Origin of the sequence: Sphingobacterium micropteri, from assembly GCF_014692515.1 — a bacterium.
GTDB classification, from domain to species: Bacteria; Bacteroidota; Bacteroidia; order Sphingobacteriales; family Sphingobacteriaceae; genus Sphingobacterium; species Sphingobacterium micropteri.
The window spans coordinates 26817-40433 of sequence record NZ_JACOIK010000020.1 but is presented as its reverse complement, the minus strand read 5'-3'; the positions used below and the strand labels follow the sequence as shown (position 1 = coordinate 40433).

13 protein-coding genes are annotated in these 13617 nt (G+C 40.1%); 5 read left to right on the top strand and 8 right to left on the bottom strand.

What is annotated here, in order from left to right; genetic code table 11:
* Window positions 1-208: 208 nt before the first annotated feature.
* From H8B06_RS20190 to metF, 4 genes are all read left to right on the top strand, one after another.
* Complete coding sequence (locus tag H8B06_RS20190; RefSeq protein ID WP_190995997.1) at window positions 209-1198, top strand: RHS repeat protein; 990 nt, start codon at window positions 209-211, stop codon at window positions 1196-1198.
* A 154-nt stretch (window positions 1199-1352) separates the two neighbouring features.
* The gene (locus tag H8B06_RS20185; RefSeq protein WP_190995996.1) at window positions 1353-1922 is read left to right on the top strand and encodes a 30S ribosomal protein S16; all 570 of its coding nucleotides are present in this window, start codon (window positions 1353-1355) and stop codon (window positions 1920-1922) included.
* 68 nt (window positions 1923-1990) lie between these two features.
* Window positions 1991-2512: a ribosome maturation factor RimM gene (gene rimM, locus H8B06_RS20180; RefSeq protein ID WP_190995995.1), complete on the top strand. Its 522-nt coding sequence runs from the start codon at window positions 1991-1993 to the stop codon at window positions 2510-2512.
* A 60-nt stretch (window positions 2513-2572) separates the two neighbouring features.
* The gene (gene metF, locus H8B06_RS20175; RefSeq protein WP_190995994.1) at window positions 2573-3529 is read left to right on the top strand and encodes a methylenetetrahydrofolate reductase [NAD(P)H]; all 957 of its coding nucleotides are present in this window, start codon (window positions 2573-2575) and stop codon (window positions 3527-3529) included.
* Between the two features lie 49 nt (window positions 3530-3578).
* Here the strand turns inward: metF and H8B06_RS20170 are convergent, their stop codons facing one another.
* Entirely contained in the window at window positions 3579-5249 is a 1671-nt protein-coding gene (locus H8B06_RS20170; RefSeq protein ID WP_190995993.1) for a glutamine--tRNA ligase/YqeY domain fusion protein, read from the bottom strand.
* A 224-nt stretch (window positions 5250-5473) separates the two neighbouring features.
* Complete coding sequence (locus H8B06_RS20165) at window positions 5474-5707, bottom strand: hypothetical protein (RefSeq protein WP_190995992.1); 234 nt, start codon at window positions 5705-5707, stop codon at window positions 5474-5476.
* Here H8B06_RS20165 and H8B06_RS20160 point away from each other — a divergent pair.
* Window positions 5694-6971 carry a hypothetical protein gene (locus tag H8B06_RS20160; RefSeq protein ID WP_190995991.1) on the top strand — a complete coding sequence of 426 codons (1278 nt, stop codon included), beginning with the start codon at window positions 5694-5696 and terminating at the stop codon, window positions 6969-6971. The two genes, H8B06_RS20165 and H8B06_RS20160, sit on opposite strands and share 14 nt — an antisense overlap.
* Before the next feature lie 370 nt (window positions 6972-7341).
* Here the strand turns inward: H8B06_RS20160 and H8B06_RS20155 are convergent, their stop codons facing one another.
* From H8B06_RS20155 to H8B06_RS20130, 6 genes are all read right to left on the bottom strand, one after another.
* Entirely contained in the window at window positions 7342-8388 is a 1047-nt protein-coding gene (locus H8B06_RS20155) for a TerC family protein (protein ID WP_190995990.1), read from the bottom strand.
* Window positions 8389-8400: 12 nt separating this feature from the next.
* A complete protein-coding gene (locus H8B06_RS20150) occupies window positions 8401-9372 on the bottom strand; it encodes a polyprenyl synthetase family protein (protein WP_190995989.1) in 972 nt (323 codons plus the stop codon).
* Window positions 9373-9478: 106 nt separating this feature from the next.
* On the bottom strand, window positions 9479-10042 hold the full coding sequence (locus tag H8B06_RS20145) for a DUF3109 family protein (RefSeq protein WP_130141661.1): 564 nt from the start codon (window positions 10040-10042) through the stop codon (window positions 9479-9481).
* A gap of 5 nt (window positions 10043-10047) precedes the next feature.
* Window positions 10048-10836, bottom strand: coding sequence for a DUF3108 domain-containing protein (locus H8B06_RS20140; protein WP_190995988.1), 789 nt, complete (start codon window positions 10834-10836; stop codon window positions 10048-10050).
* A gap of 31 nt (window positions 10837-10867) precedes the next feature.
* Window positions 10868-11383 (bottom strand): DUF2480 family protein, encoded by a 516-nt coding sequence (locus H8B06_RS20135; RefSeq protein WP_190995987.1) that lies wholly within the window; start codon window positions 11381-11383, stop codon window positions 10868-10870.
* A gap of 60 nt (window positions 11384-11443) precedes the next feature.
* Window positions 11444-13543 (bottom strand): peptidylprolyl isomerase, encoded by a 2100-nt coding sequence (locus H8B06_RS20130; protein WP_223857819.1) that lies wholly within the window; start codon window positions 13541-13543, stop codon window positions 11444-11446.
* Window positions 13544-13617 lie beyond the last annotated feature (74 nt).

Genomic DNA, 13617 nt, shown 5'->3' with positions numbered 1-13617 from the left:
CAAAGTAACTATTTTCCCCCTTCTTTTATATATGTATCGCAATTATATTGCAGATAAAAGTGAATTACTCTTCCTATTTTACCTTTTTAGCATTATGCTTTTTGTTTCTTTTTAGAAGCATGCATAAATTCATTTAAAAATCAATTCGTAAATGCTAAGCATTTTATGTAAGTTTGTGTATTATGGTAACTACTAGTTAATTAACATTGTGAAAAAAGTACTGTACATCCTATTGGTTTGCGTTTTATTAGCAGCCTGTGCATCCGATGATATGGAAGCTCCTTTATCCGATAGGGTTTCGAGCTTGGAGATCAGCACAGTGGGGGGGTATGGAACTTCTACAACGGGATTGACTTACACCTTTGAATATGATGCCGCGGGGCGTTTAAAAAAAGTTAATGATAAAGCGTTCTACTATGGTGCTAACGGACGTGTGGAATATTCCCGAATAGAACGAAAAGTCGAAGATGAATACCGGAATGAAGAGTATATAGAGCGCTTAAGCTATCATTGGGATACACAAGGTAGATTAAATGAGGTTCGGATAGACAGTCTTTATCAGCGATATATATACTTTTCGGAGCAGGGGGCTGTAAATTCGGATAACGGGAGTATGGTAGCTGATATAGTATTGGCTAGGTTTAGTTATGAGGGTATAGGCCGTAAGCCGTCTTCTATTAAGTACCGGAAAATGAGCTGGACACTCCCTTCTCGTATGGTTTATGTAGGAGAGGAAGAAGAGGTGAAGTATTTCTATGACGGTGCAAATGTTGTCGCAAGTCAACTCACGAGCTATCTTCATCTCCCGTTGTCTCCCATGGTAAATCATCCTTATACTCCACATCCTTTTAAAATGAATAGTTCCTATACTTATTTAATAAATCCTCATCATTTAGCGAAGATTTATACGCAGTTAGGATTCCATCCGTATAATCTGCGTGAAGTGGTAAGTGCCCATACGATGGCGACAAGTAAGGTTGAGGTAGACATGGAAGGGGTAGATGATAGATGGACGCCGCCGGAGAGTGGAGATATTCGTTGGACAGATCTTAATACCGGTGGAGAGATGGAGATCAATTCGCCGCTATTTAACGGAAAGACAACATATAGTTATCGTTTCAATGCATTGGAATTGCCAACGGAAATTGTTGGAGAAGGTGATGGCACCATGCAGCGAACAGTTGTTACGTATGAATAGTTTTCAACCAAGCAATTACTGTAGATAAATTTTAATTATCTTCCATGAACTTGCAAGCTCTATTTTTCTTTTTTTAGTTTTTAATTGCTATCTTTGCATCCCCTCTTACGCGAAGTACGGGGGATATGTTGAATACATAAACAATTAAAAAAGAATGGCAACTAAAATCAGATTGCAAAGACATGGTAAAAAAGGCAAACCTTTTTATCATGTAGTAGTAGCAGACTCACGTGCTCCACGTGATGGTAAATTCATTGAGCGTTTAGGTTCTTACAACCCAAACACAAACCCCGCAACTATCGTTTTGGATTTCGACAGAGCATTGTACTGGATGAATGTAGGTGCACAACCTACGGACACCGCTCGTGCTATCCTTTCTTACAAAGGTGTTCTTTACAAAAAACACTTAGAAGGTGGTGTGAAGAAAGGTGCTTTTGACGAAGCTCAATTAGAAGAGAAATTTGCGAAGTGGTTGGAGGAGAAGAGTGCTAAGATCGAAGGTAAGAAAACAGGTTTAGTTCAATCGAAAGAAGAGGCTAAAAAAGCTGCTCTTGCTGCAGAAACTAAGAAAAATGCAGAAAAAGCTGCCGCTCTTGCTGCTAAAAACGCACCAGCTGAAGAAGAAACTGAAGCTACAGAAGAAGAAGTGGAGGCGGAAGCTCCCGCAGAGGCTCCTGAAGCAACAGTAGAAGATGCTGCAAACACAGAAGAAACTGAAGGATAATTATTATTCATACAGATTCAAGAAAGCCGAGTTTATGAAAATTCGGCTTTTTTAGTAAATATACTATTATGAACATCAACGAGGCATTCTATATAGGTTATATCACAAAAACCCGCGGATTAAAAGGGGAAATGCAACTTTTTTTTGAATTTGAAGATTATGTCGATCTGGATTTGGACGTGCTATTTTTGGAGCTAGACAAAAAATTGGTGCCCTATTTTGTGGATAGTATAAAGTTGCAGAACAATAGTACGGCCTACCTGAACTTAGAAGACGTAGATCATGTGGACAAAGCAAAAGTGCTTATAAAAAGGAAGGTATATCTGCCCAACGATAAAATGCCGGAAAGAGATCCAGACGATTTTCGCTATACCGATTTAGTGGGCTATCTCGTTATTGATGAGCACGAAGGTGAAATTGGTGAAATAATCACGGTACAGGAATTTCCACAGCAATTTATCGCTACGGTTGATTTTGATGGAAAGGAATTAATGTTTCCTTTAAGTGAAGATCTTATTATGGGAATTGATGAGGAGGAACAAGTAATAGAAGTAGAATTGCCGGAAGGATTGGTAGAAATGTATCGATAGTGATAGCAAGAGTTGCATAACTTCTATAACTTCCATATCTTTCGTAACTTTTAGATAAAAATGAAGATCGTAGACCATATAAAAAACGCAAACGGAAAGACCTTATTTTCATTCGAGTTATTACCTCCCGCAAAGGGACAAGGTATTCAGAGTATTTTTAAGACAATGGATGAGCTGATGGAGTTCAAACCTCCGTTCATTGATGTCACCTATCACCGGGAAGACTACCTCTATAAGCAACATGTTAGTGGGCTTTTAGAACGTGTCGCGTATCGAAAACGACCCGGTACGGTCGCTATCTGTGCAGCCATTATGAATAAATACAAAGTCGACGCTGTACCTCATTTGATTTGTGGGGGATTTACGAAAGAAGAGACAGAAAATGCACTTATCGATTTGAACTTTTTGGGTATAGATAATGTGCTCGTACTTCGCGGTGACGCGAGAAAAGGTGATCCTGATTTCGTCCCCACACCCGGCGGACATGCTTATGCAACGGACTTGCTACAGCAAGTTGTTGATATGAACAAGGGGAAATATTTGCATGAAGATATCGAAAGTTCTGCAAAAACCGATTTCTGTATAGGTGTTGCGGGTTATCCGGAGAAGCATTTTGAGTCTCCTAATTTCAATACGGATTTTAAGTGGCTCAAGAAGAAAGTGGAAATGGGAGCAGAGTTTATTGTGACGCAAATGTTTTTCAATGTCGAGAAGTATAAGGAATTTGTGACAAAATGTAGAGACAACGGTATTCATGTCCCTATCATTCCGGGACTCAAGCCGTTGACTACCAAAAGGCAATTAATTACATTGCCTAAGATTTTCCATTTGGATATTCCAGAGGAACTAAGCGATGCAGTAGAAGATTGTAAGACAAATGCGGATGTGCGTCAGGTAGGAGAGGAATGGCTCGTGGAGCAATGTAAAGAACTTATCAAATTTGGTGCTCCTGTATTACATTTTTATACGATGAGTAATCCCGGACCGACAAAGAAAATTGTGGAACGACTGGCTTAGGAACAGATTAAGCAATAAAAAAGAGGCATTATGCCTCTTTTTTATTTTATCATCCTTTCTTAATCTCTTTAGCCCAGCTATCTTTTAGCGTAACGGTGCGGTTAAACACGAGTTGCTCTGCTGTAGATTTAGTGTCTAGGGTGAAATAACCCAATCTGATAAACTGATAACCTTTACCCGCTTCTGCTGTCGCTAAATCGGGCTCTATATAAGCCTTATTAATAATTTGTAAACTATTTGGATTAATAGAGGCTTTGAAATCTTCTGCAGCAGCAGGGTTTTCTTCATTAAACAAACGATCATACAGCCTAACCTCAGCTTCTTTAGCATGTGCCGCTGATACCCAATGAATAGTTCCTTTTACTTTTAATCCCGAAGTGTCTTCTCCTGATTTCGAATCAGGTACATAGGTACATTGTATTTCTGTTATGTTCCCGTTTTCATCTTTTGTGAAATCGTGACATTGAACGATGTATGCATGCTTTAATCGTACGGAAAGGCCAGGACCTAACCGGAAAAATTTCTTCGGAGGTTCTTCCATAAAATCATCCTGTTCTATCCAAAGTTCGTTGGAAAATGGAAGAATGCGAGAACCTTCTCCACCTTCTACTTCCGGGTTATTTTCCCCAATTAATTCCTCCGTTTGCCCATCTGGATAATTGGTAATAACCAGTTTAATTGGGTTTAATACAGCCATTCGGCGCCAAGCGGTGGCATTGAGATCTTCCCGGATACAGAATTCCAATAAGCCGGCATCAATCATATTCTCTCGTTTTTGAACACCGATGCGCTCACAGAAATTACGTATAGAGGCTGGCGTATAGCCACGACGCCTTAGTCCCGAAATAGTTGGCATACGGGGATCATCCCAGCTTTCTACAAATTTCTCGTTAACCAGTTGTAATAATTTACGTTTGCTCATCACGGTATAAGTCATATTTAAACGAGCAAATTCGTATTGTTTGGACGGAAATATTTCTAGTTTTTCAATAAGCCAATCATATAACGGACGATGTGGAATGAACTCCAGTGTACAAATAGAATGTGTGATTTTTTCGATGGAATCTGATTGACCATGTGCAAAATCATACATCGGATAAATACACCATTTATCTCCTGTGCGGTGATGATGAGCGTGTTTTATACGATATAACAAGGGATCACGTAAATGCATGTTCGGACTTGCCAAATCTATCTTTGCCCGCAGCACCTTTTCACCGTCTTTATATTTACCCTCACGCATTTCCGTAAAAAGCGTAAGATTTTCTTCCACACTACGGTTACGATAAGGCGTAGGAATACCCGGTTCGGTTGGCGTACCCTTAGAAGCCGCAATTTCCGCAGAGCTACTATCGTCTACATATGCCAATCCTTTTTTAATTAAATCTACTGCATACGTATAGAGCGTCTCAAAATAATCCGACGTATATAATTCTTCTGCCCATTGAAAACCTAACCACTGGATGTCCTGTTTAATACTCTCCACATACTCGGTATCTTCCGTGACCGGGTTTGTATCGTCAAAACGTAGGTTGGTTGCTCCATTGTATTTCTGGGCAAGCCCGAAGTTCAAACAAATGGACTTGGCATGACCGATATGGAGATAACCATTCGGCTCCGGCGGAAAACGTGTCAGAACACGTCCGTCATGGGTGCCTTTGCGGAGATCCTCTTCGATAATCTCCTCAATAAAATTGAGTGGTTTTTCTTCGTTTAACATAACTGCAAAGTTACTTTTTTTTTGTCTTCTTTTTCCCGTAAAAAGAAGCAAAACCTCGTCGCTTCGAATGTTTTACATTAGGGATAGTACTAAGGATGAGTTTGTACAGTCGTAAAACATCCGGATGCGACATTAAGTGTTAAGGATGGGATAGGGCAAAGTGACCACCCCGCCCGTTAAACGGGCACCCCTCCAAAGAAGGGGAATAGCGGGAGCTAACGCGATCAATAATGACTAGCGGGGATGCGGACTAAATCGGCCTCGCATTGTTCCGCGGCCAACTTTACGCTGGCTATTCCGTTAAAAACAGAATGCTGTTTGACCGAAGGGAGTTTCATTCTGTTTAGGAATAGACAAGTAAAGATAGCGGAACCTTGCAAGCCTAGATCTTTTGCTTCTTTTCCATCAATGGGAAAAGAAGAAGAAAATTCTGTATTTTCGAATATGAAATATCTCATAAGCAATATCTTTCTTTTATTATTGATCGTTGCACAACCCTGTTTTGGGCAAAAAGCAAAGAAACCCCAAGTTCTCGTATACGGGTCGGATCTGTTAGCGTTCTCGGTGGCCGTGCAGAGTGCTAAATCGAGTGTTCCGACAATATGGCTGGTGGATGGAGAACAACTGATGCCTGAATTTTCGGGTGGACAGATACAGATAGAGAGCATGACGCATACGGATGGTGGGATTTGGATGGAGATCTTGATGGAAATGGCACTTGCGAAATCCCCGGATGATTCACTGGCGACGGTTGTCAAACGAGAAATGAATCCTCGGCTATTTCAGAATGCGGTAGAGAAAATATTGCGAAAGCTACCTCAATTAACGGTAATAAGGGGAGAAGATGTATTGTCCATCAAGCGACGGAAACGCGATTGGGAGGTACAGGTATCTAGTAAACATAAGCATGTGATAAGGTGTATAGTCGATGCATCCCAGCAACAAGCGCTATCCAAATTAGCGGCTATATCTTGGGATAATAATATCACACCAATGCAACCGCTCGGTACATTATCTTTGGCCCAAGTACGTACATTAGTGGCCGCAGGAGAAATCGGTGATAGTCTATATAGTGTACAACTAGAAAATATTTTTGCCGGAGAAAAAGAAGGTTTTTTTGATTTTAGAGGAGTAGCGGAGTTGCTCCAGGACGATCTTGCGTTAAGCCCTTTTCGTGCTGCCGTGGGGCAAGCTGTTGGCGCGACGGCAGCTTACTTAGCATTTTTTAAAACTTCTGCGGATAAGGTGGACGTTCGAAAGTTACAAACCGAATTAATGACATATAAAGCTCGTATTTTACCCTATCAAGATGTGCCGATCAGTGATATACATTTTTATGCGCTACAACGCTTTGGATTAGCAAGTGTACTGCCAAATCTACATAAAGATGAAAGTTTTCGTTTCCAAAAAGATGAACATGTCAGTTTTAAAGAAGTAGAACCTATTTTCGATAGATTATACTCCCGTAGTCAGTTGTGGTTTTTAGATAATAAAGGTGACTATTTCCAATGGAAAGATTTTCTGTCATTAATTAAATTCGTTGGGCTCCGCGGAGACGAAATAAGCCAGCAGATAGAGAAAGAATGGTCGGCAAGGTTAAAATTTGAAGGTAGTTTTGACGAAGAAGCTTTTGTTAGCCGCTATCAATTTGCTATTATTATGGATAAGTATGCTAACCCTTATGTCAAAGCAGTAAACCAACAAGGAGATTTTATTAATTGATCTTTATGTACTTTTTTACCTCAAAAAAGTACGCAAAAAACTCGTCGCTGCGGATATTTGAGAGGAGTGGATAGAGCTAAGGATGAGTTTCTACATACCTCAAACATCCGGATGCGACCTTAAAGGTTAAAGGAGGGGGGGCAATTGCGTAAATCAAAGTGGACAATAATAAATAGCGGTGATGCGGATTAAATCGGCCTCGCATTGTTCCGCGGCCAGCTTTACACAGGCTATTCCGTCAAAAACAGAATGTTGTCTGAGCGATAGCGAGTTCCATTCTGTTTAGGAATAGACAAGTAAAGGTAGCGGAACCTTGCAAGCCTTGATTTTTTTTGCTTCGTTTTTTTCATCAAGGAAAAAAATGAAGAAATTACACCTCTTCTTTTTTCGGAAACACTAATGACGCCACTATACTAATCGCTAAAATCGATATAATAATAATCAAGGAGTGAACTGTTTGGAAACCGAATTCTTCCAGCCAGCTGTGCAGTAGCATTTTTGCGCCAATGAAAATCAATAGAAATGCCAACCCAACTTTTAGGTAATGGAATTTATCAATGATATTCACCAAAAGGAAGAACATCGAACGCAATCCCAAGACGGCGAAGATATTGGAGAAGAATACAATATAAGGATCTTTTGTTACCGAAAAGATAGCCGGTATAGAGTCCACCGCAAAAATTAAATCGGTAAATTCGATAACCAATAATACTAAAAACAAAGGTGTCATGTATCTCACACCGTTTTCTATATGGAAGAAACGACCACCGTCCAATCGAGGGGTTACCTTAAAGTATTTAGAGGCAAATTTCACTACTGGGTGATTTTGAGGATCGACTTCTTCCTCCTTGTTTCGATTGATATACATTGTGATTCCGGTATAGACCAAAAAAGCCCCGAAAACATAAAGTATCCAGCCAAATTTCGCAATTAGTGCTGCTCCAACAAAAATGAATATACAGCGAAGGACAATAGCACCAATAATTCCCCAGACCAAAACCTTATGGTAGTATTTTTCTGGTATACCAAAAGACGAAAATAGAAGTACCATAACGAAGATATTGTCTACCGACAAGGCATATTCCACGACATAACCCGTAAGGTATTCTAGACTTAGCGTCTTATTGTAGAGTTGAATACTGGCGGCCAAATCGTTCTCATTGATGCGAATGTTGTGATAATGCTTCGCAATGATCTCTTTCAGTCGAGCGAAATCATGGACATTGTGTAGCTCATTCCCCCAGATGTACAGTATTAATCCGAATGCCAGGGCAAAGAAAACCCAAACGGCACTCATAATAGCCGCTGCTTTAAATGATACGGGCTTGTCACTCTTAGAGAACAATCCTAAATCAATAGCGAGCATGAGGACAATGAATACAATAAACCCTCCAAAAAATAACAGTTCGTGACTCATATGATGTAGATTCTATTTATTTCTTTCTGTAGTAAACCTGACTAATTGTTCCAGCGCAACCTTGTAGGTGTTATCTGGAAATGCAGACAATATAGCAAAGGCTTCCTGTTGGTACTGCAGCATTCTCTCCCGTGCATAGTCCATGCCGCCGCTACTTCGTACAAAGGTGATAACCTCCGTGACCTTATCTTTGTTTTCACTGTGGTTTTTTACCAAATTGATAATACGCCTTTTCTCCGAAGAACTCGTGTTTTTGAGGGCGTAGATAAGTGGTAGGGTCATCTTTTTTTCTTTAATGTCATTCCCTACAGGTTTTCCAACATCGTCCAGGCCGAAATCAAAAAGGTCATCTTTTATTTGAAAGGCTATACCTACTTTTTCGCCAAACAGACGTAGGCGATCGACAGTCTCTTGCGGCGCTTTTGCAGATGAAGCACCGCAAGCGCAACATGCAGCTATGAGAGACGCTGTTTTCTTACGAATAATTTCAAAATATACTTCTTCCTGAATATCTAGTTTGCGTGCTTTTTCTATTTGTAGCAACTCGCCCTCGCTCATTTCCTCTACCGCGTCAGACATGACCTTTAACAAGTCGAGTTCATTATGTTTAACAGAAAGGGACATGCCTTTTGAAAGCAAGAAATCACCTAACAATACGGCTATTTTGTTCTTCCATAAGGCATTGACCGAGAAGAACCCGCGACGTTCATTCGCGTTATCCACCACATCGTCATGTATTAGGGACGCCGTATGTAATAGTTCAACCAATGAAGCTGCCCGATAGCTAGAATCGTTGATATTCCCACATAATCCGGCCGAAAGAAAAACAAACATAGGACGCATCTGTTTTCCTTTTTGTTTCAAAACATATTGCGTAATGCGGTTTAATAACGGGACAGCGCTGTGCATCGATTCTTTAAACCGACTTTCAAATTCTTTTAGCTCCTGTGCTATCGGGGTTTGTATATCTTTTAATTTCAGCATGAAAAATGGCTAAATCACCATGGCGTTTTAAGCAGTTAAAATTGCAATAAATATAAGAAATATCCACGTAGCATGAACACAAACACGAATGAAAATAATAAATAGCTTATAAAGTGTCGATAGCTAATTCTAATTCCTTGTACCATTCTTCGCCATATTCACGAATGAGGGGTTCTTTGAGAAACTTATATACCGGAACGCCCAATTCTTTACCGAATGTACATGCATCACTACAAATATGCCAACGATCGTAATGCAAAACATCAAACGCAGGATAACGTGTGGTACGAATAGGGTAAAGGTGGCAGGAAATAGGCTTTTTCCAATTCACTTCACCTTGTTCGTATGCTTTTTCGATGGCACATTTTGTTATCCCATTATCCCAGGTGACATAAGCACATTCCTTATTGCCATCCACACAGGTGGTCGTTAGATCACCGTCCATATCAATAACGTGCGTGCCTTGTTCTTCGATAGCCTGGATGCCCTTTTCGGTCATATAGGGCTTAACTTTTGGGTAGATTTCCCGGAGAATATCGGTTTCGTTTTCGTTCAAGGGTGCTCCTGCGTCACCCTCTACGCAACAGATGCCTTTACATTTGTTTAAATTACAAACAAAGTCATTCTTAATGATATCCTCATGCACTAATACGTTGCCTACTTCAATCATGTTGTTTATTTTGAATAACTGACGCGTTTTCCAAGTGTATGCTTTAATCCACTTGCATCCACTAATTCCATCGTCACGGTGCCCACTAAAATCTCTACCTGTGCCTTTACCGGAATCCGGTTGCCGTCATTGGTAACCCATAAGAAAAGCTGGCTGTCTTTTCGGAATATCCGACCTGGTGTAATCTCGGGACTAAATTTAATACATTCCAATTCCCCCAACGATGTTTTGATTTTTTCAATACCGATATATTTGATGCCCAACTGTGCGACTTCATCGTTTAAGAAATACGTAAGTTTAAATGAATCTCCTTTTTTAAGAGAAGAAAGATCCAAATTACGGGAAAAATAATAAGCGGATAGTAAATCGAAAAATTGCGAGGTCGGGCTGGTGAATGTACCTTTCTTCCCCGAAACTTTTTTATTTCGATGGTCAAAAGTAGCATATTCCTCACGCGTATAACTGCCTTCATGTATATCTTCTATATATAGATAAGGCAGGTAATTATCACCGTCTATATAGGAATCGTACTTGTTTCTTACTTTATAAACAGCAAATAACCCGGATGTTTGGCCGAAGGCGGATAGGTGAAAAGCGTTAGGGTTGCTGAATCGCAATTTCGATTTCTCCACCTTTAACGTACCCGTCGCAACAGACAAGATCCCATACTTTAATTTATAGGTCAAGTTTTCACCAGCTTGGTATGTAGGTTGTGCCAAGTATGGTAAAGTCTGTCCGATGGTCAAGCCTATGCCGCAAATGAAAAACGCGATAAACGTGTAAATTTTTCTCATATAGTAATGGACAAAGATAGTCGACAATAGTTTAACTTTTGCGCTTATACACCGGTACGGTAGAGCAGGGCTCGCCATACATAATGCTCTTGACAACTTTGCTTAAACCAAGTGTAAATTTAATAAAAGCAGATTCTGGTACATAAATATCTCCACATCCTTTCACCACGATACGTTCATCCTGATAGATACCGAAGTCAATCTCGTCCAATGCTTGGCTAAATAAATTGTCCACTACTGTTTCTTTATTGCCGAAATGTACAGAAAGCACGTAAGGCTCTAGCTTATTTGCGAGGAGCATGTATGCCCAGGTTGGGACGATAGCATCTGTTGAACAAATAATACCCATATGCTTGTTTTGATATTGGCTCCAATCGTGTTCCTTAATAAACGCTCGAAAATCTTTTTCCTTTAATATAAGCCCGTGAAATAAATTGTCCTTGATATCATATATCACAATTTCTTCTTTGGGTGCATAATGCGCCAAGTCGATGGTAATTAGGCCACTTTGGGCTACCTTATTAACGATGTTTTCTTGAATGTCCATACGATACAAAACAAAAAGCCGGACAAAAATATGTCCGGCTATAAAGTTACTTATTATATCCTAATAGAATCTAATGCGATTGTCATGAATATCGGCTTTGTGTTGGAGCGCTTGATAAATAGCTCCCCAGGAACGCTGTGCTTTTGACGTTTGCATTTGTTGCTTTTGATTATTCATATCACTAGCAACAAGTTCGGCAGGGTTAACAAAACCAGTCACTTGCACTGCATAAACGCCTTGCTCGCCTTTTACGGCTTTAGACAGCTTATTCGGTTGCAAGCCGAATGCGGTTCCTACAACCGCTGGTTCCATCGCAATACCTGGAAGCACTGGGTTGGCCATAACGATATTCTCAATATCGACTGCTGTTTTCTCTAGTTTTTGAGCTACTTGATCTATAGAGGATGCACCACTCAACGCATTGTTTAGTTTTTCGGTAAGCATTTTTGCTTTTACTTCATTGCGTACGCGCGCTTCGATTTGTGGTTTCACCGCTTCAAGCGAAAGTGTACCTTTTGGTTGTATATTGACCACCCGCGCAATGATGAAATTATCTTCGGTATCAAATATCCGCTCGGAAACTTCTCCTTCTTTAGCTTCAAAAGCCCAACGCACAAGATCTCTCGGAACTTCTACCCCATTAAATGTATTGTCCATTGGTACTACGCGCTCTGCTTTATGTACCGTGGTACTTTGTTTATTGGCAACTTCTGCAAAATTTTTACTATTTACGTCGCCAAAGAAGTTGTTTGCTTTTGCATAGGCAGCATCTGTTGTGGCTTTACCACTATTGATTACCTTGTCTACAATAGCTGCTTTAACAATTTTCGAGTTGCCGATTTGTTTTTCGATACGAATAATGTGTGTTCCGAAACGGCTATTAACGATAACGACATCGCCAGCCTTTCCCGAAAATACAGCCTCGTCAAATTCGGGAACCATCTGTCCGCGCGGAAAAGTACCGAGATCACCTCCGTTTATTTTGCTGCCTTCATCCAAACTGAATTGTATAGCAAGAGCAGAGAAGCTTTCTCCTTGCTGAATCAATCTTTTGATAGAATCTGCTTTCGCTTGTGCTTTATCAATACCGCCTTCTGCGGTTGTATTCAATAGAATATGCGAAGCTTTTACGGAATCCGGACTGAATTTAGCATCTACAACCTTTGCAACTTCAAATCTGTCTTGAGATAAGAATGGTCCTACCGTCGTGCCAATAGGCGCATTGAAAATCACCGAATCCAATGCTGGACTTACTTGTCCTTTACGGATATAAGCAAACGGATATTTTGTGTCGGAATTGACTGCAGCAAATAAAGAATCTGTAGTAGAATTTATCAACTCTGATTTTAATTGCTCGATAACTGATTTAGTTGCCGCTGTATCGTTAGCAGTAGCTCTGGAATCAATCAATACATATTCGATCGTTCTAGTTTCTTCTGGATTGTCAAATGTATTTTTGTGTGCGTCATAATAAGCCTTGTAATCAGCATCCGTTAATTTGATTTCAGAATCTTTTACCGAAGAATAATCCAGCATCAAATATTTAAAGTTTGCCAATTTATTGCGTTGGTTATACTCTTCTTGTGCTTCCAACGATGTAACATATACACTGTTGGTCAATAAGTTCGAATATTTTTCATTCAAACGCTCATTGCGGATGTTTTCTAAAAGCATTTCCCATTGCTGACGCATTTCCGGTGTCCCCTGACTGTTGATTTGTGAAAGGAACGTATTCAACTGTGTTTTATCAAATACACCTGTTTGTGGATTGGTAAATGCTTGTACAATTTGTGGAGAAGGATTGGTACCAGATACCAAGCTGTTTAACTCATCCCGTCCGACGGAAAGCCCTATTTTCTCAATCTCTTGCTTTAAAAGCTCTTGTGAGATAAATTGATTCCAAACTTGCTGTACCGCATAATTACGCATTTGAGGAGATGAAGTCCCCCCCATCTGTTGTTGATACATGGCAGTTGTTTGATCAACCTGTGCGTTAAATACTTGATAGTCGATGGATTCTCCATTGACGCTACCCACTTGATTTTGATTCTTCATCCAAAAGGGAGTCCCATAGCTGATGATATCTCCCAATAAAAACGCAATAATTGCTAAACCAATGACAGTTACTACCAGCCCCGCTCGGTTCCGCAAATAGCTCATTAATCCCATAGTCTATATACTCTGTTTATTCAGTTACTTAATTGACCTTTATTAAAAACAAGGCGCAAGATACA